The following is a 21,135-nucleotide window of genomic DNA, read 5'->3' as shown; positions in this document are numbered from 1 at the left end:
TAAATCCTTCTATTCTTCTTCAGATTTTCGTCTTACCCCAGTTGTATCAAAACCTGGCTTCTTTTCGAATTCGTACTCTGCGTTCAATTCTTTTGCAAATTCGTACTCCTCACTGTTTGAATCTGCGATCTGATTCTTAGGGGTTTGGGGAAGGGAAGTAATATTTTTGTCCTTGTTTCCCTTATGATGATGGTGTCTCAAATAAATCATCTCCTCATGAAATTTTTTTACTCTGTTAGATTGTGGAATTGAGAGTATTTTTATGAGAAGAATTTATTTGAGAAGATTTTATTTTTCTCGGGCACCTAACTCTGTACCCAGCTCTATGAGCGAATGATTGATCCTCCATACATAATAAAGATGATGGATTAAGTCACGCTGAGAGTGTTTTCTGCTTGGAGCGAGTCGTTCGATTTGCTCACGTTCGTTTTCAAGACTGTACATTAGAGGGTCTTCCACTTCAGTTCGCTTAAGCAGTTCCATTAGTGTATCCATGTTATGCCCAAGCTTTTCTTCGGTCATTTTGAACACTTCTACCAATTCTTCTGGATAGTCGAATCCTTTTCGATAGGATGAAGCGACGAGATGCTTCGCGTAATAATTGATGGCAGACAGCACCGTGAACCACCGGCTCATATCCGTATGGGCAGGAGAGCCTGGCCGCTGCATTAAAGTTTGAGCTTCATCTCTTATAGCCTTCAGCTTTTGATCCAGTGAAAACCCTTTTTCAGAAAGCTCTTTAACGTTTACATCCTCACGAAAACTTTTTACATATTCAGTAACATATGGTTTAAGTTCTTCAAAAAATTCATTGATGGATTCGGCCACTTTTTGTTTGGTTTTCTTCGGAAAAATGATCGTTGAAACAACTAGTGCGATCAATGCACCTGCAATCGTATCAAGAACGCGGGCACCGATAAGCTCAAACGTAATACCGCCAAGCAAGATATCATACATGAACGCGATCAGCATCGTGATGAACAAACTCATCATCGTGTACGATACGGTGAGTAAATAAAAAGCTAAGAAAATAACGGCAAACAGCAAGATAACTTCAATAACTGGCTGACCGGATAACAGCTTTGCCATCAAAAAGCCGATCACTGCCCCTATAATAGTCCCAAGTGAACGCTGGTATCCTTTCGTGTAAATACGGCCGATCGATTCAGTTCCAAGCAGGACGATAAACGCAGTAAGCAGAACCCAGTACGGCTGTGTAGGGGAGATGATCTCTCCGATAATGATGGACAGAACACCAGCTGCCAACGCCTGATAAGCTTTTTTCGTGGAAGGCTTCAAACCTGTATCTTCTTTTGGAGCATCTTCTTCTAAAACTTCTTCCGTTTCTTCTGATGCAGCTGTGACAGTCTTTTTTTCATGCAAAGACTGTTGTATCGTAGTAGCACCTTCAATCACATGGTTCGCGATCGATTCAATACGTCTTATCAAAAATACCCAGCCCTTTGGCTCTTGATCACGATTCAAGAGGTCCAGAATCATAAGACGCAGCTTTTGAACGGCTCGTTCGGCTCCTTCTAAATTCTGTCCTTCTTCATTCGGCGCAAGTACATTTGCATCTCGAAGAGACTGGGTGACCTCTATGAGCAGAGGTCTTATCTCCTCCAGGTCTTGAGCATCCGCAGTTTTCAAACTCCGGATCGAATCAGATAATGTTTCGGCAAGCATCCCGGTATCAAAAACGTATAACCGAAGCTGTGAAGCAGTTAAACCTGGCCACATTTCATTAACATCTTCTGCTTTTATGTATCCTGACACAATCACGGCGTACTCTTTTAGCTTAAGTACATTCTTCTGTATCTCTTTTTTGCGTTTGAGACTTACTTCGGGGTCTCTCATGGCATTAAGTAAAAGATTAAAGGTAAGATTGCTCTGGAAATGAAAAGAACGAATACTTTTCTTAAGATTTTTTGCCGTACCTTGAAAGAGGATAAAATTCACAACATACGCGTAAAGAATACCGATCGCGATACCAGCGAAAAACCAAGGCAGCTGGTTGCTGTGCAGCTTTAAAACAGAAGAGATATAAACCGTCATAAAAGCGATCATCGATAAAGAAAAATACCTCACCCCAAAGCGGGTCAAATAAAAACTGCAAAAAATGATAATGATCATCATCACATCGATGTAATACGCATTGCCGGATAAAGAGCCGATCGTTATCCCAAACATGGCTGAAGGGGCCATCAGCAAGGTCGTTACTTTCATCTTTTCCTTCGTGTCATCCATGACCGCCATGATTCCGAGCAATCCAGCCATACCGGCAACAATGGAAGGTGTGATAACGAAATTACCAGCAGCACGCATGATCAATAGTGTTGTAAAAACTGAGGCAATTAAGCTGATCGTCGCGCGGCTAGCTTTATAAAAGCGGATCTTTCCCGGGTCCGAGGCTAGCAGTCTGCCGAGCCAGTCATGTTTTCTATGAAGATTTCTCATCTATTTCACCCCGTTTCTCCCGATAAAGAATAAGTATCATCCTACCACACGCTTATTTATTATCCCAAGTTATTGCCTTTTACACCTGTAAACATGCACAGGAGATTGCACATTGCTAATTCACAAAGGAATATACTTCCAATCTGTGGAATATAGAGAGGATAAGTTTCCAAAGAAAAAGTAACATCCACATTTAAATAGAGGTGGTAACTATGGAAAAATGCGTATACTTTAATGATAATTTTTTCTCTTCGGGGAAAACGGATATTTACAATGAATCTCAAGAAAGAATTGGAGAAATTGATTTAAAGAGTGCATTCGGTTCGAGTTTGAACGTGGAGAATGAAAAAGGAGAAGTTGTTGTTGAAGGAAGCTTTCCTTTTTTCTCAGGAAGATGGAACATCAAACAACCAGATGGGACTGAGTTAGGTGAGGTTAAATCCTCTTTCTCATTCTTCTCGAAACGGTATCATTATCTCACTCATAACGCCACATATGAAATTGAATCACCGGCATTTTCAAAAGAATACACCATACTTGATGAGAACAAATCGGAAATAGCAACGTTCAAAAAAGTGAACGGCTTCTTTCAATCAGCAGCTTTCGAATTAAAAAATTACTCGGATTCATTATCCACTGAAGAACTGATCGCAGTTGTGATGGGCGTAAATGCAATCGAAAAAAACAACAGTGCGAATGCTGGAGGAGGAGCGGCTACTTAAAATGACAAGAGGTTATATACAGCAATGAGTAAATTGTTTTGGGTTATGATGGCACTTGCCGTCGTATTTATTGTTGTATTTTTTTATACCGAGACTCCTATTTCAAGGAAACGGATTTTAAAGGAGAGTTACTTTGAATGCTAGACTGCTGATATTACTTTTGATCCTATTATTAACTGCTTGTCAAAATAACGAGGATAGAGAATATATCCATTGGTCCGAAGCAGGGGAAAATGTGACTATGAGATTGAGGGATGGCGGGGTAGATTACAAGGTGGAGAATGGTGAAATTTATATTCCAAAAGAGCAGTTGAAAAGAGCAACGTATTGCTGCACATAGTTTTAATTTTAGTAGAAACTTTGAGGAGAAACGTCATCTTTAAATATAGGAGGGTTGGCTGTGATATTCGCTCTTGTTGCATTTTTTTTGATTTTTATTACACTTTTAGGAATTGAAAGCCAGCTTAGAAAAAATCATAAACAAAATGAAAGAATAACAGAACTGTTGGAAGAAATTAAAGAAAATCAACGGTATTAAACAAATATAATACCGAAAAGATGGAGGCGCAGTTTGGAAAAAAGCTGGAACTCTAGAACTTCATACATTTAAAATAAGGTAGACCGTCTCAAGGAAAGAGGTGTGGAATATGACTTATATCATTCAATATGGGATAGCAATCTTTACGTTTCTGTTCTCAACATTTTCTGCTTGGTATGAAGGAAGCGAATTAAGAGATGTTCAATGGGAGTGGAATCACTCGGCTATTATCTCAAAATGGCTGAACGGAGCTGTGACAGCACCTTCGGATATTTCCGGACTCGACCACTTTATTTATGCAGCAAAATTTAAGCCGGTCTTTCCAATTCTTATGGCAGTTAGTGGTTTGTATATCATTATACTAGCCGCTACCTGGCTGCTAAGGAATCAAAGAAACAAATTGTTTATGTTCCTTGACATACTTGGACTGTTATTGATGCTAGCAAGCTTACTTACTTATCAGTCCCCAACAAAAGGACTTGAATTGTTTACTATGCTGTTTATCGTAATGGGATTATTGAGCATCACGGCTTCGGCAGTTATAAAAATGAAATTGCCAATAAAAGAAAACATATTGAATTAAACATGTAAACCAACCAAAAGAGATAGCTCGTTGCACACAATCTTAAGAAAAAATAAAGACTTATAAACCTTTTTGTTTTCTTGTAAAGTTATGAACAGTTAGAAGAAAACAGAGGTGGAATATGTCAAAAATAAAAATTGAATCACCCAAAATTCATCCTGATTTAAGAAGTGCGAATTTCCAAGATATCTTCTATGAAGAAGAGCCGGAACTCATAAACTGTACAATCGTTAACTCCCAAGCAGACAATGAAGTAATGGATAAGGTTGTCTTTTCAAAAGTTATTTTTAAGAATACGACTTTTATGAATTGTACGTTTATGAACATCGATGTGACGGATGTGGTTTTTGAGAATTGTAATCTATCGAATACACGCATGTGCGAAGGTATTATACATAGAGTCACGTTTAAAGAATGCAAACTGTTGGGCGTGGATTTTTCAGGAGCTAATCTTGGCAACGTCCTTTTCGAGGACTGTGATTTAAACTTAAGCAATTTTACGGAGACTCGTTTCAAACAAGTTGGATTCGAGGGAACTTCATTAAGAAGCGCTAATTTTTTCGATGCTAAATTAAATAAGGTTCGTTTACAAAACTGCGATCTGAATGATGTGGATTTTACACAGACGATTCTAAAAGGCATTGATATAAGCACGTGCAGATACGAGCAGATCAATGTCTCTTCTGAAAGTTTAAAAGGGTGCGAAGTTTCACCTAATCAAGCGATAGGATTCTCAAGATTGTTAGGACTTAAAATTAAAGAGTAATAGAAAAAAGACGTCCAGCAGGACGTCTTTTGTGCGTATTGCGGCGAGAGACAGCACTCCACATAGTGCATTGCCAAAAAGGCGCGTCAATCTCGTCTTATGCAAATTAGCTCATCGCTAAACTAGTATACCATCCTTCGTGCTGATTGAGAAGGGGGTACCTTCTTAAGACATAGGCATAAGATAATCCCATAAGTCTTTGAAGGGAATGAGCAGAGTGTATAATTCTTACTACCGTAATGACCATTCACAAGCAGAAGCTTTACTTATGAGTATTCAAAGAGAAGCTTCAGCGATCAATTTATACCAGAGGTTAGCACATACTGCGCCTAATGAGCATCATAGGAATCACATTCTTTATGCACTTGAGGGCAAACAAAATCATCTGCAGCAATTTACAGAGCATTATCTTTCTCTTACTGGATCTCAGCCTGAATACCATGTAGATCCGGTGGCTTTTTATGGTTACAAAGATGGATTGAAAATCGCTTATACAGCGGAAACAGAAGGTTGCCATGCTTATCAGAACCTCTGTCAGCGCAGTGAAAACCCTTATGTTCAGCAAATCTTCATGCAAGCTTCAGCAGAGAAAAAGGAAAGTGCATCTCGAATGGAATGGTTATACAGAGATACTCCAGCAGAAATTAGAGATTATGGAGGAAAACCGTTAGTTATTAATATTAATGAAGCATCTAAACAAAATAATACGTATCGTACGGCCTTATGGACTGGCGAGCATTTGCAGGTAACCTTGATGAGTATAGATGTAGGAGATGATATCGGATTAGAAGTTCATCCGAATACCGATCAATTTTTAAGGATCGAAGAAGGTGAAGGAATCGTTCAGATGGGAGATTCCCAAGATCAACTAGATTTTGTAGTTCCAGCTTACGACGATTTTGCCATCATGATTCCTGCTGGAAAATGGCACAACCTAACCAATACAGGCAATAAGCCACTCAAACTATATGCGATCTATGCACCGCCTGAACATCCCTTCGGAACCGTTCACCCTACAAAAGCGGCGGCAATGGCTGCTGAAGCGAGTGAATAGGTTAATAAATTTTAATTTTATCGTTATGAAGTAAAAAAATTGGCTCAGAAGCTTGCATTTCTGCTTTTGGTGTCAATTTTTTTTGTTGGAGGTATCTTGGTCAGCTGTGTAAAATAGATTTTTTAAGACAAGAATCCTCCTTGTTTGAGCAAAACCAGGTCTCTTTGAGCTTAGCGGCAAGATTCTGAGCGAAACGTGACCTAGTTTGAGCGTACAGAGGTAATTTTGAGCGAAGATCAGGATTTCTGAGCGAACGTGTAATAAATAAAAGAACACGTACCGTAACAGTAAAGTGAAAATAACTGTTTTGTGAAAACTTTGTAAAACATATTGACACACTTAAAGCATTCCAATAAAATGAAAAACGAGATTGATAATCATTTTCAATTGATTAATATAGAGCTACAAACAGTACAAAAGGAGGGCGAAACATGTCCAGACTGTATGCGGAACAATTACATATTGCTTATGGTGAACGGGACATTGTGAAAGATCTCAACATTTCCATTCCTGATGGAAAGATCACTACGATTATCGGACCGAATGGCTGCGGAAAATCAACGGTTTTAAAAACGTTGTCGCGCATATTGAATCCGAAGTCTGGTGCTGTTTACTTAGATGGTAAGGCCGTGAGCAAGGAGTCAACGAAGAAAATCGCACAAAAGATGGCGATCTTGCCGCAGTCTCCAGATTCGCCAGAAGGACTTACGGTAGGAGAACTAGTTTCTTACGGAAGATTTCCATATCAAAAAGGCTTTGGGAAGCTGACGAAGAAAGATTTTGAAGTGATCGATTGGGCTCTTCATGTGACGGGTGTTTCTGAGTTTAAGGACCGTCCGGTAGATGCACTCTCAGGCGGTCAGCGCCAGCGCGTCTGGATCGCGATGGCTTTAGCACAAGAGACAGATATTATTTTGCTGGATGAGCCGACTACATACTTGGATCTGTCTCATCAGTTAGAAGTCCTTGAGTTATTGCACCAGTTGAACCGTGATGAGAAACGCACGATCGTCATGGTGATACATGATTTGAATCATGCTTCAAGGTTTGCCCATCATATGGTAGCGATGAAAGATGGCTCGATCCTGAAAGAGGGAACGGCAGAAGAAGTGATGACACGTTCAGTGCTTCGGAACGTTTTCCATATCGATGCCGAGATCGGTGTTGATCCGAGAACGAGAAAGCCTGTTTGTCTGACGTATGATCTAATCAAAAATGTTCAGTTAGTTGAGAACTTGGCGTAATTGATCGCCTTTCTTTTTTACTGTTAACTGAGAATGATTTTTATTATCGAATGTATGGGGGATAACAAAATGACGAAACGCACAAAACAACTACTAATCACTTTTATGACAATGCTGCTCGTGTTCGCACTTGCTGCATGCGGAAATAAATCAGAAGAAGGCGCAAGTTCTGGAGAAAAAGACTCCAAGAAAGAAACGAGAATTTATAAAGGCGAGAATGGTGATGTAGAAGTGCCTGCAGAACCAAAACGTGTTGCGATGATGGCAGCAACATACGCTGGTAACTTGCTAGATTTAGGAATTACGCCGATTGCAGTAAACGAATATCCGAAACAAAACAAATTTTATGGCAACAAACTGGATGAAGCAGAAGTGGTTACAGCAGATTCTTATGAAAAACTTCTAGAGCTAGATCCAGATTTAATCATCACCTATTCGGACGACAAAAACATTAAGAAGTATGAAGAGATTGCTCCAACTGCTACAATGACATATGACAAGTACGACTATAAAGAACAACATGTTGAAATTGGTAAGATGGTTGGCAAAGAAAAAGAAGCAAAAGCATGGGTTGAAGAGTGGGATAAGAAAGCAGCTGACGCTCGCAAAAAAGTAAAAGACGCGATCGGTGAAGATAAAACGTTCATGGTTATGGAAGCATACGGAAAAGACATGTATGTTTACGGTGAGAACTGGGGCCGTGGAACAGAAGTAATCTATCAAGCTCTTGAACTAAAAGCGCCTAAGAAATTAGAAGAAGATGTATTCGGCCCTGGCTGGAAAGCGATCTCTACTGAAACGATTCCAACATATGCAGGAGACTATATCTTTGTTGGATCAGGAGCAGGTAACCCTGATAACTCATTCTTGGAGTCAGATGTTTGGAAAGAGCTTCCTGCAGTTAAGAACGGAAACGCGATTAAGTTCGATTCAGAGTCATTCTATTTCAATGACCCGATCTCACTAGAAAAAGAACTAGATTTCATTGTAAAAGAATTAACGAAAAAGAAATAATCGGTTGTTTTTTCTTTTCACTTTTTCATGAATGTTGATTGGAGTGCAAGGTGCGAGACTCCTGCGTGCCATCCACCTGAAAACACTTCTTGCAAGGCATGCGACGAGGAATACGCCGCGTCAGGATTTGCTTGTAGACGCAGGAGCACGAATACTTCCATGAAGGTGAGACGCCTAAAGGTGCAAAGCGGCAGGAGGCTCACCGCCCGCCCCGCGGAAAGCGAGCATTCTGGAACGGAACGGAAATCAACCACTTACAAAAGTAATAATAAAAGCCTCAAAAAGGAAAACAGGCCATGTTTAAAACAAAGACCAAGCTTATAAAAGATAATAAAGTGTACTCAAGGCCTGCCGTTGGTTTAGTGATTCTGCTGTTTGGATTCATTCTCTTATTGGCGAGTATGGGTCTTGCGATTTCAGTAGGTGCGGCCCAGATTAATTTTCCAACCGTTTGGAATTCTATCTTAAACTATGATCCTAGCAGGGAAGCGGACCGTATTATAATGAGCCTCCGATTACCGAGGGAGCTTGGTGCTGCGATCGTCGGTGCGGCGTTTGCGGTCAGTGGTGCAATCATGCAGGGGATGACGCGAAATCCCCTTGCAGACCCTGGCTTGCTTGGTTTGAATGCGGGAGCAAGTCTAGCTCTTGCGTGTGTGTTCGCTTTTAACACGGGTGCAAACTATTTTACCGTGATGTTAATTTCCTTTCTTGGTGCAGGAATAGGTGCAGGAATGGTGTTCGGATTAGGCTCGATGAGCAGAGGAGGACTATCTCCCATCCGGATCACCCTAGCCGGTGCAGCTGTTTCTGCACTGCTTTCTTCGTTAGGAGAGGGAATTGCGCTTTATTTTAAACTTTCTCAAGACCTAGCATTCTGGACAGCAGGCGGTGTTTCGGGAACGAACTGGGCACAGCTGAAGCTGATCGTGCCAGTAGTTATTGTGGGAATCTTCATTGCCATTATGTTTTCCAGACAGCTCACGATCCTTAGTTTTGGTGAAGAAGTGGCAAGAGGGCTCGGACAGCGTACGCTGCTCACAAAAATTGTTCTCATGACGGTCGTACTAATCCTTGCAGGTGCAGCAGTCTCACTAGTTGGAGCTATCGCATTTGTTGGGCTTATGGTCCCGCACATCGTACGTTTTCTTGTTGGTACGGATTACCGCTGGATCATACCATGCTCGGCTATTTTTGGGAGTGTACTGATGGTGCTGGCAGATACGTTTGCTCGGACAGTTAATGCTCCTTATGAAACACCAGTGGGCGCGGTTGTTGCTATGATCGGTGTTCCTTTCTTCCTATACCTTGCTAGAAAAGGAGGAAGGAAACTGTCATGATGAACTCTGCTCAGATTAAGAGAATTAGAATAACAACGATTGCAGCCATAATCCTGCTTCTAGCCGTTTTTATAATTAGTGTAGCAACAGGTTTTGCGTCACTCACTCCTGCAGAACTGTTTCGGATTATAATCGGACAGGGCACTCCTCGGGAAAATCTGATTTTGTTTGAGTTTCGGCTGCCAAGAATATTTGTAGCAATCTTAGCGGGGATGGGGCTCGCGGTGTCTGGTGCCATCCTGCAAAGTTTGACGAAGAACCCGCTTTCTGACCCTGGTATTTTAGGAATCAATGCCGGTGCAGGTTTGATGGTCGTGGTTTATATCATGTTCTTCACAGTTGAAACATCAAGCTTCTTATACGTGCTTCCGCTCTTTGCTCTTGCGGGAGGTATGGTAACAGCGGCCGTCATCTACATCATGTCATACATAAAAGGCGAAGGAGTTGAGCCAACGAGGCTTGTGCTCGTCGGGGTAGGTCTGGCCGCTGCATTATACGGAGCAACGCTAACATTATCAACAAGATTAGATATGGAAGATTACTCGTTTATGGCGAACTGGATAGCCGGAAGAATCTGGGGTGATGATTGGGTGTTTGTCCTATCATTACTGCCATGGATCTTAATCCTGATTCCGATCACAATCTTGAAGTCAAATGTGCTTAATACCTTGAATCTTCATGAAAATGTTTCAATTGGTGTTGGCGTGAATGTGGGACGGGAGAGAATTGTCCTAATCATGATCGCGGTCGCACTTGCTTCTGCATCTGTTGCAGTGAGCGGCGGTATCGGTTTTGTCGGACTGATGGCTCCTCACATCGCAAGGTCACTCGTAGGTCCTCGGCATCAAGCGTTCTTGCCCCTCGCTGCATTAATAGGAGGAATCCTGCTCCTTTCTGCAGACACGATAGGAAGAGTCGTCCTCGATCCAAGCGGTATTCCAGCCGGAATCATCGTAACGATAATTGGGGCACCGTATTTTATGTACTTATTAGCAAAAAAATAATAAACAAGAAGCTGCCTCCTTTACCTTAACAGGTTCTCTTTTGGAGTACAAAACAGATAAAAGTAATGCAATAGCCAGCTAATTCGCATATGAATTAGCTGGCTTATTTTTGTTTATATTTATCAATGTAAATTGGATTAGAATCAGCACCCCAATTTACATAGTTTTAGCAAGATGAAAATAATTTCTGTCACGCTGCGTTTTGGTATGCAAATTCTATTTTATTTAACTTCCCAATTATACGAGAAGGGATTAAAGACATTAAATCTAATATTTATTAAGCTTATAAGAGGCATTTTTTATTCCACAAACCGGCCAGATTGTGGAATAAGGAGGACTTTTAGAAGTCATTCTTGAACTATAGGTTATTCCGTTATAAGAGAAGTTAAGATATCAGGAGGTACGGTTTGGTTGAAAAGAATATTTGTTTTTTTAGCATATTTAACTTTTTTGTTATTCTTTATTACTGGATGTGATACAGACAGTAAAGCTGAAGACAAAAAAGCCAAAAATCTGGAATTAAAACATGAAGGTTTAATTCCAGATCAATACTATGAGTGGAATCCTACAAGAAAGTTTACATATCAAACTACAGATCAAAAAACCGGTGAAAGTGTATCTTACGAAGTAATTGGGAAAAAAAATGGCTTTGGCATAACTGGTCCTTTCCCAATTACGGCCAGTCAAAAGCAGAAGTATTTTTGGTTCTATTGGGGTAAAAGAAACATTAAAGATCAACCAGTTAAAGTAATGGGGTTTAATAAAGACTCAAAAGAATTAATTACTATATTTGAGGGTGAATTTTACAAAGCTGCTCAAATAAATGAAAATGAAGTGAATATGCCATCAAATTTGCTATTTCCTTCCTCCGGGATTTGGAATTTACTTATTTACATCAATAATGAACTTTCTGGAAACATTGTGGTGGAAATTGTTCGTTAAGGATAAATATTAGAAAATCCGTTATTTAGTATAAGGGTGCGTTGATCTAAGAAGGATTAACGCCTTTTTTTATGGAACTTATTAAACAAACGTGCAGGATTGTTGAATAAGGAGTACATAAAGATAACTCATATTAACTGGGGATGAAGAGAAAGTGGCAGAAAACTATCAAAGACTAATTTCATATGTAGAAGAAATAATGGAGCTTAATCATAGTAGTGCTTCTTCATTGGTGGTAATAAAGGAGAATGAAATTATATTAGAGCAATATTGTGGCTATCATTCTAATTCAGTAAGTTCAACACCAATTACAGAAACCTCTGAGTTTAACGTAGCATCTGCAAGAAAAAGCTACTTAGGTTTAGCGGTAGCTTTTGCTTTGTATGAAAATAAAATTAAAAGTCTTGATGACTATGCAATAGATTACTTCGATGAATACGATAAGGAATTGCTTGCAAACACAACTATAAGGCATTTAGTTACTCATTCTCATGGATTACACCAGAAAGATGATGGAACTCTTTTTAGAGAGTTCGACTTAGGTAAGGGGTGGGCTTACAGAGGAATTAACGTATTAATGATGACAGAATTAATAAAAAGGCTTTATGGAAAGAGTTTTCCCGAATTACTAAAAGAAAGAGTATTTCTACCATTAGGTATTAAAGAAACTGCTTGGTATACAAAACCTAATGAAAAACTGGTGCAAGTTATTGATAGTCCAAACGAAGTTGCAACATTTAAATTAGGAAGTACAGATGATGGCAGTGACTCAAACCTGCATACCACAGCTCGTGAGTTTGCGTTATGGGGTAATCTTCATTTGAATAATGGATTTGTGAATGGCAAACAAATTGTACCAAAAAAAGTAATACGATTAGCTACCCAAGTACAAAACCCAATTTACAAAGATAAAGATACACCACAAAACGGATTGTTTTGGTATGTACAAGATACACCATCCCTTAAAAGCGAAATAGGAGAGAGGGTGCCTGAAGGTTCTTATCAAATCTTAGGTATAACTGGACCAACTCTGTTAGTCATTCCTAAACATAATCTTGTCGTGGCAAAAATGTATAATAAGAGATATAACTACGGGGGAGACAACTACCTTCATTATCTAAGAGAGTTCAGTAATATAGTTGCAGATATATTCAAATAGAAATATTTAATTAATTGACTCGTTCTTTACTACATAGTTTTCTTCAACAATCGGGTGCGTTGATCCAGTAAGTATTTTTTTATGAACCAACGTAGAATAAGCAGCATAAAAAGCTAGGTTAATAGAAGTAAAACCTGGAATATGGATAGAACCAAGATCTAAATAGGAAGGTGTTAATTAAGTGATACAACATAATCTAAAGGAGTTAATAAAGAAAAATAATATTATATATACTGTCATAGCTAATATGGCTAGAGGCGCAACTGAAAGTCATGGTGATTTAGATAAGTTAGAGTATTCTTCGATAGTAAATAGGTTATTCGGAGATAAAGAAAGTATTGAAAATTTATTCTCTAGCTTAGAAGGTCAGATTATGCCCAGAACATGGAGTCAAGGTAGAGTTAAAGGTATAGTTTGTAAGCCCACGAACAATGTCATTGTAGGGTTGTTTTATCATGAGGAAGATGATGACCCTGTTGCAAGTTTTCGGTTTTCAAAGGATCTAAATGAAACCATAGAAGAAATTTGGAAGTAAAATTAATTCGCGGTAAATGAATATCAGATGATACTAATAATAGTAATTAATTTAATACTAACGAAAAAATTTTTAAATCCTTTAACGAAAACGAATTAATAATTCCGACAACACAAGTGAGCAGTGGAGAAGATTTTGGCTGGCGCATAGAAATCCGTCCTGTTCATTACTTTAAGAACGATAAATGAGTTAACATAAAAAAGGCATTTCCTAGTCATAGAGGTGCCTCTTTTATATTTTAAGCTACCTCGTGATTGTCCATAAGATAATCGAAGACCACTTAAATGACTTCTTAAAGTTAACTGAAGAAATCATAAACAAAGGGTAAGACCGAATCTATTTACTTGAGATTCGGTCCTTTTCATGGCTTTTTGTGGATAGCTAAGGGTATAGGGTCTCTAAAATTAAACAAGTGTTTAAAAAGCAATAAGAAAAATAATTTTCTTAGAAATAAACATCTCTCAAACAAAGTAATATATGGTTGCCGTAGGTTATCCTCTTACTGTTAACAGTTTTCACAGCAAGAAACTCGAAAGTGTTTTTTAGATTTGTTTACCACTTTATATGCTGCCCAGTAGGATCTGGGTCATTTTCGAGTAGGTACTTCTGTAGACCTGACAGATCGTCTGTGTTAATTAAGTCCACATCTGCTTTCATAAGCTCATCCCAAACAGCTTTACGGTTTGGTAGCGAGAGATCAGGGGTAGCCCAAAACCGGACCATCTGTCCGTTGTTGTGTGCTGTTTCTACGATATGGTTCAGCTTGTCTCGCTCTTCCTTTGGCATTTCACCTGTTCCTTGCCATGAGAAATGTTTCGTCCAGTTATCACTGATAACAGGCATAAAGTCATTTGGCGCATGTGTATCTAGATCATCCATTCGTCCATCATACGCTGCGTAACGAACAACTTGGTTCTCCATCAATTCTCGTGGGCGATTCCCTGAGATAATTACGGTCACAGCTTTTTGGTCGACTCCAACTCTTGAAAATTTCGTCAGCATCTTTTGATATTTAGCGAGCTGTTCATGAATCTTTTTATATGTCGTAACATCTTCTGATTTAACATCAATCCACAGTAAGAAATCTTGGTTTTTATCTTTGTAGACAGATCCTTGGTTCTGAGTGATCTTTTGTTTAAGGGGTTCTAAATATAAAGACTCTAACGTTCGTTCTGGTTTTACATCTGCCTCGTCATGGGCTACAAGCAGTTTTCCATCTTTCAGCCATACATCAGCTTCCACACTAGTAAAGCCATGGTCCAGTGCATCGTAAAGCGGTCTTTCGTGTTCATAGTCATTGTGCGCATGGGCTTTTGCAAGAGGGACAATAGTTGAATCATTTAACTCAGGTGCTGCGAAAACCGATGTGGTTGATACCGGCATCACGATTGCTGTTAAGGTCAAAGACATCATTAACTTCAATCTCTTCATCATTTCTTTTCCTCCTTATATAAATTCACTTTTTATCCTACTTCACAATCTTGATAAAAACATGAAATCAACAGAAACTTAACAAATAATAAAGATTGTTTACAACCAGTAGTCACCATCCAACTATTCTTGATAATATAAGAACGTATGTTCTTATAAAAAGAATGAAATGGGTGGTATTAAATACTGCGAGATCGAGGGAATATAAAATGGCAGGGGATGTTCTTACCGGAACATGTGAAGTTATTACGAGAATATGATCAGGAGCATAAAAAGAAACAACAGGCGGTTTTAGATGAACAGCAGATGGAACTCATACAGGAAACCATCTATCAAGGGATGGAAGAGGGCTGAAGCTTTTGTTTTACATACTTTCATAACTATGACTATCATTTGCTGATTGGAAAGGTACACTACGTAAATCTGTTCAATAAAGAATTGCATATTCAAGATGCTCAAGAGGAAATTTGCAGATTAAAATTAATGGATATCATTGATGTCAGAATTCACTAGGGTTATAAACTCCTACTATTAATCTTGTTATTCAACAAACGGGCAAAGATTGTGGAGTAAGAAAGGATTAGAAAGGATTTGAACATGTACAACTTGAATTGGTAAGTTATTCAACAAACGTGCAGGATTGTTGAGTATGGATGGTTAAAAATTAATTGCAGAATGAATTAAATCGAAAAACAATAAGGTGGAATAAAGGAAAATAATCCTTAAGAAATAGGTGATATTTAGAATGAAATATCCAGCAATCAATTCTTTATCTAATAGCTATAACGAAGAATATTGGAATAAATTCGCTAGCAGTTTTCCAAGTGTAGAAATAAAAGAAAATTTCAATTCAAATATTCCAAATGATGTCCTTAATGCACTGGTTGGGATCTTAGGTGAAAGTGTAATTGAACAATGGTTAAATACAGAACTTAAATTGTTAGATAATAAAAAAGCTATTGATTTAATGCAATCAGAAAAGGGTCTTAAAGCATTAAAAATGTTAATAATTAGCCTTCCAAATTAATAATAAATATTAAACTAAAAGGTAGTTTAGTTGAGTGGATTCCTTTAGGGTAGGATAAAATCTTATTCAACAAAAGGTGTATTTCTTCAAAGAGAAAGGAACCTTTTTATAGAAATGAAGATCAAGATACATAATGTCATATGTGTAGTATATGAGGTGGTTTTTCTGAGTCAAGCATCGGCCCAATATCACGATTTTATACAAGGGGTAGTAGTACACAAAAAGGTTTGGACTCTAAAGGATGATGGGGGATTTCCTACTTCAACAAATCTAAACGGCGAAACCGTACTTCCTTTTTGGTCATTAGAATCAAAAGTAGTCAAAATCAATAAAAATGTTCATGCTTATAGAGAATTTCAACCTTATGAGATTAAATTAGATGATTTTATAAACAAATGGATAACTGGTCTGGAAGAAGATGGTTTATATGTTGGTGTTAATTGGAGTGGTAAAAAGGCAACAGGTTATGATGTAAAGCCAAATGAATTATTAGAACATATAACATACGAGCTGGAAAAATACTGAGGTTGCTCAACAATCGGGTGCATTTCTTCAAGAAGGAAATGTACTCTTTTTTATTGAAGTAAGAATTTGCCCATATTTCCATTTAGATAATTTGGCAAAGATTTTTTATGATTGTTGTCGATTTTGCTTTTTCTTGTTCGTTGTATTTATACAACGGCCGAGTAAAAAGGTCTTCTAAAAAGAAATTAACTAAAAATAAGGAGGAAGATTTATGCTGTTTATGTTAATTGTCAAAGCCTCGAAGAATTCGGAAGCTGGAAATCGCCCGAGCTCAGAGCTCAATGAAGCCATGAAGAAGTACAATGAGGAATTAGTTAAGGCAGGTGTGCGGGTTGCGGCTAAAGGACTTCATCCAAGTTCAAATGGGATTCGCATTTCGTATCCGAAACCAGGGGAAAAACCGGTGGTTACGGATGGTCCATTTACGGAAACCAAAGAATTGATTGCCGGGTTCATTTTGATTGATGTGAAGTCGAGGGAGGAAGCCATCGAGTGGGCCATGCGAATGCCGGACCCGCAAGGACATGGGGAGGGTCAGATTGAATTGCGTCAAGTATTTGAGGCACCAGAGCTGACCGAAATGTTGGCAAAAGAAGCTAAATTACGCGAGAAATCATAGTAGTGACAACATACGGAACTCACCGAACCATTGAAGGGATCTGGACAGTCGAATCAGCCAGAATCATTGCTGGAGTTGCCCGAATTGTTCAAGATGTCTCTATTGCAGAAGATTTAGCGCAAGATGCGTTGGCCATTGCACTTGAAAAATGGCCGGAGTCAGGCATACCGGAAAAACCGGGAGCCTGGCTCATGACTGTTGCCAAACGTCAGGCGATTGATCATCTGCGTCGAAACAAATTACGTGATCAAAAGTATGAGGAAATCGGGCGCAATATGGAATTCCAAATAAAAACGGACTATGATTCAATTGAAGAGGACATCAATGACGATCTTTTACGTCTCATCTTCACCACGTGTCATCCTGTGCTTTCGAGGGAAGCTCGAGTCGCTTTAACGCTTAAACTGTTATGCGGATTAAAGACAGATGAAATTGCAAGAGCATTTCTTATTTCGGAATCAACCATTGCACAACGAATCGTTAGAGCAAAGCGTACACTTTCTGCTTCAAAGGTACCTTTAGAAGTTCCCCATGGACATGAGCTTGCAAGCCGTATTTCATCCGTTCTGGAAGTGATCTATCTCATGTTTAATGAAGGATATGTTGCAAACGACGGTGAGAACTGGATTCGTCCAACACTGTGTAATGAAGCCATTCGTCTTGGTCGGATCTTGGCGGAAATTCTCCCTGAGGAACCGGAAGTACATGGCCTGATTGCCCTCATGGAAATCCAAGCCTCACGTTTCAAAGCTCGCATTGGTCCATCAGGAGAGCCGATATTGCTTCAGGATCAGAATCGGGTGCTTTGGGATGATCTTTTGATTCATCGTGGCTTTTCTGCGCTGAAGCGGATTGAGCAAATGGGTGGTACCTATGGTTCGTACTCACTGCAAGCATCTATAGCTGCTTGTCACGCCAAGGCACGAACAGCAACGGAAACGGATTGGCAAGAAATTTCAGCCCTATACGATGCCCTTGCCCAGGTGGCACCTTCTCCCATAGTAGAATTGAATCGTGCGGTTGCTATATCGATGGCATTTGGGCCAGAGGCAGGGTTGGAGATTGTTGATTCTCTACTTTTGGAGCAGACGTTGAAGAACTATCATTTGCTTCCGAGCGTAAAGGGTAATTTTCTCCTAAAGCTAGGGAGAAAGAGGGAAGCATTTGAAGAATTCCAGCGTGCTGCTTCGTTAACACAAAATGTACAGGAACAGAAATTCCTATTGAAACAGGCTAAAGTTTGTATGGAATAAAAAATATATTATAGTTTAGTCGATTTTACAGTTTGATGTTTGACATATACAAAAAAATTCGAGTATATAGGAGAGATGATTATGATATTTTTAGGTATGGGTTATTTAATCCCTGAAAAAATGGATGCTCGCCCAAATGCAGAGATTGAGGCAGTTATGAGTGAATGCCAGCCACACCTCGAGAAATTTTATGATAGCGGAAATGTGTTAATCGATGCCGGTCTGCAGCTAGAGACAAAAAGCTTACGCCGTGTGAATGGTAAGGTAACCGTAACAGATGGTCCTTTTACAGAATCGAAAGAGCTAATCGGCAGTATCTTCCTTATCGAAGCTGAGGACATGGATGAAGCGATTCAGTTGGCCGCTCTTCATCCGACAACACAAGTGAGCAGTGGAGAAGATTTTGGCTGGCGCATAGAAATTCGTCCGGTGCATTACTTTAAGATAAATGAGTTACATAAAAAAGTCATTTCCTAGTGATAGAGGGGCTTCTTTTTTATTTTAAGCTATTTTCTAATCAATGATGAGCGATCAAAGTGGAAGGTGTTAGGGAATCTTATAGTTTATGTTGAGTTAGATAAAAAAACAGTTGTAGGAAAAGGTTATAAAGATATAAAGTAAAAATTCCACAATCGGGTGCGATTGCGAAAAGAAAGCTAAAAGTAAACGACCAGACAAAAATCTGGGCGTTTTTTTAATGTCATTTACATATCCAATTATAGTGCTATTTCACCTGCTAAAAGGCTTGCGAATTACAATTTTTCTCCTTTCAAAGAGAACTCGTTAGAATAAGGGGCACCTGTTTTCTATTTTTCCTCTATATACTAAAGGAGTTGTTGCTTTATGGAAGTAAGATCTGTGCAAACAAAACTGACCCCATCTGGCGATTACTGGGCTCGGGACATTTTTCCCCATTCAATTTGGGAATAATAGCTCTTATCGTTAAAAGCAGCGGATGCCACTTTTCTGATTGTAAACTGGATGAAATCAATACTAATAATGTAATCAAAAAAGGAAAGGATCTTGTTATTGATTAGTCTTTGTAGGAAATATTGTAAAGCATACTTCATCCCCTTTTTGGCACAATATCATTGTATTTACTAAAAAAAGGAGGGGAATCAAAATGGATCCACAAAAATTGGCTGCCCATGAGTCTTTGGATTTACATGAGGCCATTAACTTTAAAACCCTTTGTATCGCCAAGTCTAAATTAATGCAAGGACTGGTCTTTGATGATGATTTGAGGAATTTAATGAAAAAAGATGTTGAACAATCAATACAAGATCTGACTGAATTGCAGTCCCTCTATGAACGAGCACCGTTTCAAGCTCCTGTTCCTCAAAATCGCCCAACCCCCATCATTGATGGAAAGGAAGAAAACATTCATGAATAATGATTATTTGGACCCGATAAACTCGCTGCATATGCCTGAATTAGCAGACACAACCTTTGCCATGGACTTTCTTCTTCGTGCCAAAGAAGGCGTTCGTAACATAGCGGTAGCATTGACCGAATCCGCATCACCTGATGTCCGTGCTGTATTAAAAAAACAATTGATGCAGGGTATCGCAACGCATCAGGAAATATCTGAGTTGATGATCAAGAAAAAATGGTTCCATCCTTACGAATTATCGGAACAGTATCAATTGGATCAGCTTTCGGCCAACAATACCATTAAGATTGGCAAAATGAACCTGTTTCCCATTGAGACCAATCGAAAGGGCTTGTTCGATCGTACACCTGATGAACATTAACATTGGAGGTTATATTGTATGAAGGCGGTAACGTATCAAGGGATAAAAAATGTTGTTGTGAAAGAAGTGCCAGACCCTAAGATTGAAAAACCAGATGACATGATTATCAAAGTGACCAGTACTGCGATATGTGGTTCTGATTTGCATTTAATTCATGGTATGATCCCAAACCTGCAAGAAAACTATGTCATTGGACATGAACCGATGGGAATCGTTGAAGAGGTTGGTCCTGAAGTGACTAACCTAAAAAAGGGAGATCGCGTAATCATTCCATTTAACATCGCATGCGGTGAATGCCGTTTCTGTAAAGACAATTTGGAAAGTCAGTGCGACAATTCAAATGATAATGGAGATATGGGAGCCTATTTCGGATATTCTGGAACAACTGGCGGTTACCCAGGCGGGCAAGCGGAATATTTGAGAGTCCCTTTTGCCAACTTTACCCATTTTAAAATTCCTGAGACCTGCGAGGAACCAGACGAAAAGTTAACGGTTATAGCGGATGCGATGACCACTGGTTTTTGGAGTGTTGATAATGCGGGCGTAAAGGACGGGGATACCGTTATTGTTTTGGGATGCGGTCCGGTGGGACTTTTTGCACAAAAGTTTTGCTGGCTAAAAGGAGCGAAGCGGGTGATTGCAGTCGATTATGTGAATTATCGCTTGCAGCATGCGAAACGGACGAATAAAGTTGAAATCGTGAACTTTGAGGATCATAAAAATTGTGGAGAATACCTGAAGGAAATCACCAAGGGTGGGGCGGATGTAGTCATTGATGCTGTGGGTATGGATGCGAAAATGACCGATATGGAGTTTCTAGCCAGCGGATTAAAACTTCAGAGTGGGGCACTTGGTGCTTTTATCATGGCGACCCAGGCCGTCAGAAAAGGCGGAAATATACAGGTGACCGGCGTTTATGGGGGGAAATATAACGGTTTCCCATTTGGAGATATTATGAACCGCAACGTAAATATTCGCACCGGACAAGCTCCAGTCATTCACTATATGCCTTATATGTTTGAACTGGTTTCTACAGGAAAGATCGATCCGGGAGATGTGATTACCCATGTCCTTCCTCTCAGTGAAGCCAAGCGTGGCTATGAGATTTTTGACACCAAAACGGATGATTGTATAAAAGTCATCTTGAAGCCTTGAGGAAGGAGGATTG

The 21,135-nt window shown here is 39.3% G+C and carries 24 protein-coding genes and 1 pseudogene; 22 read left to right on the top strand and 3 right to left on the bottom strand.

The window, feature by feature from the left end; translation table 11 throughout:
• Window positions 1-9: 9 nt before the first annotated feature.
• Together UN64_RS11070 and UN64_RS11065 are read right to left on the bottom strand one after the other, a co-directional pair.
• The gene (locus UN64_RS11070) at window positions 10-201 is read right to left on the bottom strand and encodes a YfhD family protein (protein WP_077362624.1); all 192 of its coding nucleotides are present in this window, start codon (window positions 199-201) and stop codon (window positions 10-12) included.
• 87 nt (window positions 202-288) lie between these two features.
• On the bottom strand, window positions 289-2,457 hold the full coding sequence (locus UN64_RS11065; RefSeq protein WP_171978874.1) for an FUSC family protein: 2,169 nt from the start codon (window positions 2,455-2,457) through the stop codon (window positions 289-291).
• Window positions 2,458-2,669: 212 nt separating this feature from the next.
• Here UN64_RS11065 and UN64_RS11060 point away from each other — a divergent pair, with 212 nt between their 5' ends.
• The 13 genes from UN64_RS11060 (at window position 2,670) to UN64_RS11005 (ending at window position 13,358) form a co-directional block, all read left to right on the top strand.
• Window positions 2,670-3,179 carry an LURP-one-related family protein gene (locus UN64_RS11060; RefSeq protein WP_077362622.1) on the top strand — a complete coding sequence of 170 codons (510 nt, stop codon included), beginning with the start codon at window positions 2,670-2,672 and terminating at the stop codon, window positions 3,177-3,179.
• Window positions 3,180-3,312: 133 nt separating this feature from the next.
• Entirely contained in the window at window positions 3,313-3,519 is a 207-nt protein-coding gene (locus UN64_RS11055; RefSeq protein ID WP_077362620.1) for a hypothetical protein, read from the top strand.
• Window positions 3,520-3,579: 60 nt separating this feature from the next.
• Window positions 3,580-3,717 (top strand): hypothetical protein, encoded by a 138-nt coding sequence (locus UN64_RS20920; protein ID WP_171978873.1) that lies wholly within the window; start codon window positions 3,580-3,582, stop codon window positions 3,715-3,717.
• A 109-nt stretch (window positions 3,718-3,826) separates the two neighbouring features.
• Window positions 3,827-4,300, top strand: coding sequence for a YjdJ family protein (locus tag UN64_RS11050; protein ID WP_077362618.1), 474 nt, complete (start codon window positions 3,827-3,829; stop codon window positions 4,298-4,300).
• 121 nt (window positions 4,301-4,421) lie between these two features.
• Window positions 4,422-5,066 carry a pentapeptide repeat-containing protein gene (locus UN64_RS11045; RefSeq protein WP_077362616.1) on the top strand — a complete coding sequence of 215 codons (645 nt, stop codon included), beginning with the start codon at window positions 4,422-4,424 and terminating at the stop codon, window positions 5,064-5,066.
• Between the two features lie 268 nt (window positions 5,067-5,334).
• On the top strand, window positions 5,335-6,120 hold the full coding sequence (locus UN64_RS11040; protein ID WP_245802008.1) for a cupin domain-containing protein: 786 nt from the start codon (window positions 5,335-5,337) through the stop codon (window positions 6,118-6,120).
• A 431-nt stretch (window positions 6,121-6,551) separates the two neighbouring features.
• Window positions 6,552-7,364 carry an ABC transporter ATP-binding protein gene (locus UN64_RS11035; RefSeq protein ID WP_077362612.1) on the top strand — a complete coding sequence of 271 codons (813 nt, stop codon included), beginning with the start codon at window positions 6,552-6,554 and terminating at the stop codon, window positions 7,362-7,364.
• A gap of 69 nt (window positions 7,365-7,433) precedes the next feature.
• Window positions 7,434-8,378, top strand: coding sequence for an iron-hydroxamate ABC transporter substrate-binding protein (locus UN64_RS11030; RefSeq protein ID WP_077362610.1), 945 nt, complete (start codon window positions 7,434-7,436; stop codon window positions 8,376-8,378).
• 296 nt (window positions 8,379-8,674) lie between these two features.
• Complete coding sequence (locus tag UN64_RS11025; RefSeq protein ID WP_077362608.1) at window positions 8,675-9,718, top strand: FecCD family ABC transporter permease; 1,044 nt, start codon at window positions 8,675-8,677, stop codon at window positions 9,716-9,718.
• Window positions 9,715-10,722 (top strand): FecCD family ABC transporter permease, encoded by a 1,008-nt coding sequence (locus UN64_RS11020; RefSeq protein ID WP_077362606.1) that lies wholly within the window; start codon window positions 9,715-9,717, stop codon window positions 10,720-10,722. Before UN64_RS11025 ends, UN64_RS11020 begins: the two co-directional genes overlap by 4 nt.
• 411 nt (window positions 10,723-11,133) lie before the next feature.
• Complete coding sequence (locus tag UN64_RS11015) at window positions 11,134-11,664, top strand: hypothetical protein (protein ID WP_077362604.1); 531 nt, start codon at window positions 11,134-11,136, stop codon at window positions 11,662-11,664.
• A gap of 154 nt (window positions 11,665-11,818) precedes the next feature.
• Window positions 11,819-12,823 (top strand): serine hydrolase domain-containing protein, encoded by a 1,005-nt coding sequence (locus tag UN64_RS11010; protein ID WP_281249421.1) that lies wholly within the window; start codon window positions 11,819-11,821, stop codon window positions 12,821-12,823.
• 181 nt (window positions 12,824-13,004) lie between these two features.
• A complete protein-coding gene (locus UN64_RS11005) occupies window positions 13,005-13,358 on the top strand; it encodes a hypothetical protein (RefSeq protein WP_077362602.1) in 354 nt (117 codons plus the stop codon).
• A gap of 552 nt (window positions 13,359-13,910) precedes the next feature.
• Here UN64_RS11005 and UN64_RS11000 read toward each other — a convergent pair.
• Window positions 13,911-14,792, bottom strand: coding sequence for a phosphatidylinositol-specific phospholipase C/glycerophosphodiester phosphodiesterase family protein (locus tag UN64_RS11000; RefSeq protein WP_077362600.1), 882 nt, complete (start codon window positions 14,790-14,792; stop codon window positions 13,911-13,913).
• A 216-nt stretch (window positions 14,793-15,008) separates the two neighbouring features.
• Here UN64_RS11000 and UN64_RS20915 point away from each other — a divergent pair.
• From UN64_RS20915 to UN64_RS10955, 9 genes and pseudogenes are all read left to right on the top strand, one after another.
• A pseudogene (locus UN64_RS20915) lies at window positions 15,009-15,302 on the top strand (YolD-like family protein).
• 232 nt (window positions 15,303-15,534) lie between these two features.
• Window positions 15,535-15,816, top strand: coding sequence for an antitoxin Xre/MbcA/ParS toxin-binding domain-containing protein (locus tag UN64_RS10990; RefSeq protein WP_077362598.1), 282 nt, complete (start codon window positions 15,535-15,537; stop codon window positions 15,814-15,816).
• A gap of 114 nt (window positions 15,817-15,930) precedes the next feature.
• Window positions 15,931-16,341 carry a DUF2750 domain-containing protein gene (locus tag UN64_RS10985; RefSeq protein ID WP_216352796.1) on the top strand — a complete coding sequence of 137 codons (411 nt, stop codon included), beginning with the start codon at window positions 15,931-15,933 and terminating at the stop codon, window positions 16,339-16,341.
• Window positions 16,342-16,552: 211 nt separating this feature from the next.
• A complete protein-coding gene (locus UN64_RS10980) occupies window positions 16,553-16,960 on the top strand; it encodes a YciI family protein (RefSeq protein ID WP_077362596.1) in 408 nt (135 codons plus the stop codon).
• Between the two features lie 2 nt (window positions 16,961-16,962).
• Entirely contained in the window at window positions 16,963-18,213 is a 1,251-nt protein-coding gene (locus UN64_RS10975) for an RNA polymerase sigma factor (protein ID WP_077362595.1), read from the top strand.
• An 81-nt stretch (window positions 18,214-18,294) separates the two neighbouring features.
• Complete coding sequence (locus UN64_RS10970; protein WP_077362593.1) at window positions 18,295-18,690, top strand: YciI family protein; 396 nt, start codon at window positions 18,295-18,297, stop codon at window positions 18,688-18,690.
• A 646-nt stretch (window positions 18,691-19,336) separates the two neighbouring features.
• Window positions 19,337-19,606, top strand: a complete 270-nt coding sequence (locus tag UN64_RS10965) for a spore gernimation protein GerQ (RefSeq protein ID WP_077362591.1) — start codon at window positions 19,337-19,339, stop codon at window positions 19,604-19,606.
• A complete protein-coding gene (locus tag UN64_RS10960) occupies window positions 19,599-19,967 on the top strand; it encodes a spore coat protein (RefSeq protein ID WP_077362589.1) in 369 nt (122 codons plus the stop codon). Before UN64_RS10965 ends, UN64_RS10960 begins: the two co-directional genes overlap by 8 nt.
• Before the next feature lie 18 nt (window positions 19,968-19,985).
• The gene (locus tag UN64_RS10955; RefSeq protein WP_077362587.1) at window positions 19,986-21,122 is read left to right on the top strand and encodes a zinc-dependent alcohol dehydrogenase; all 1,137 of its coding nucleotides are present in this window, start codon (window positions 19,986-19,988) and stop codon (window positions 21,120-21,122) included.
• The last annotated feature ends 13 nt before the right edge of the window (window positions 21,123-21,135 follow it).

This window comes from Fictibacillus arsenicus (assembly GCF_001999465.1).
Classification (GTDB): Bacteria; Bacillota; Bacilli; order Bacillales; family Fictibacillaceae; genus Fictibacillus; species Fictibacillus arsenicus.
The sequence above is the reverse complement of the archived record's forward strand: the minus strand, read 5'-3'. Positions and strand labels throughout refer to the sequence as shown.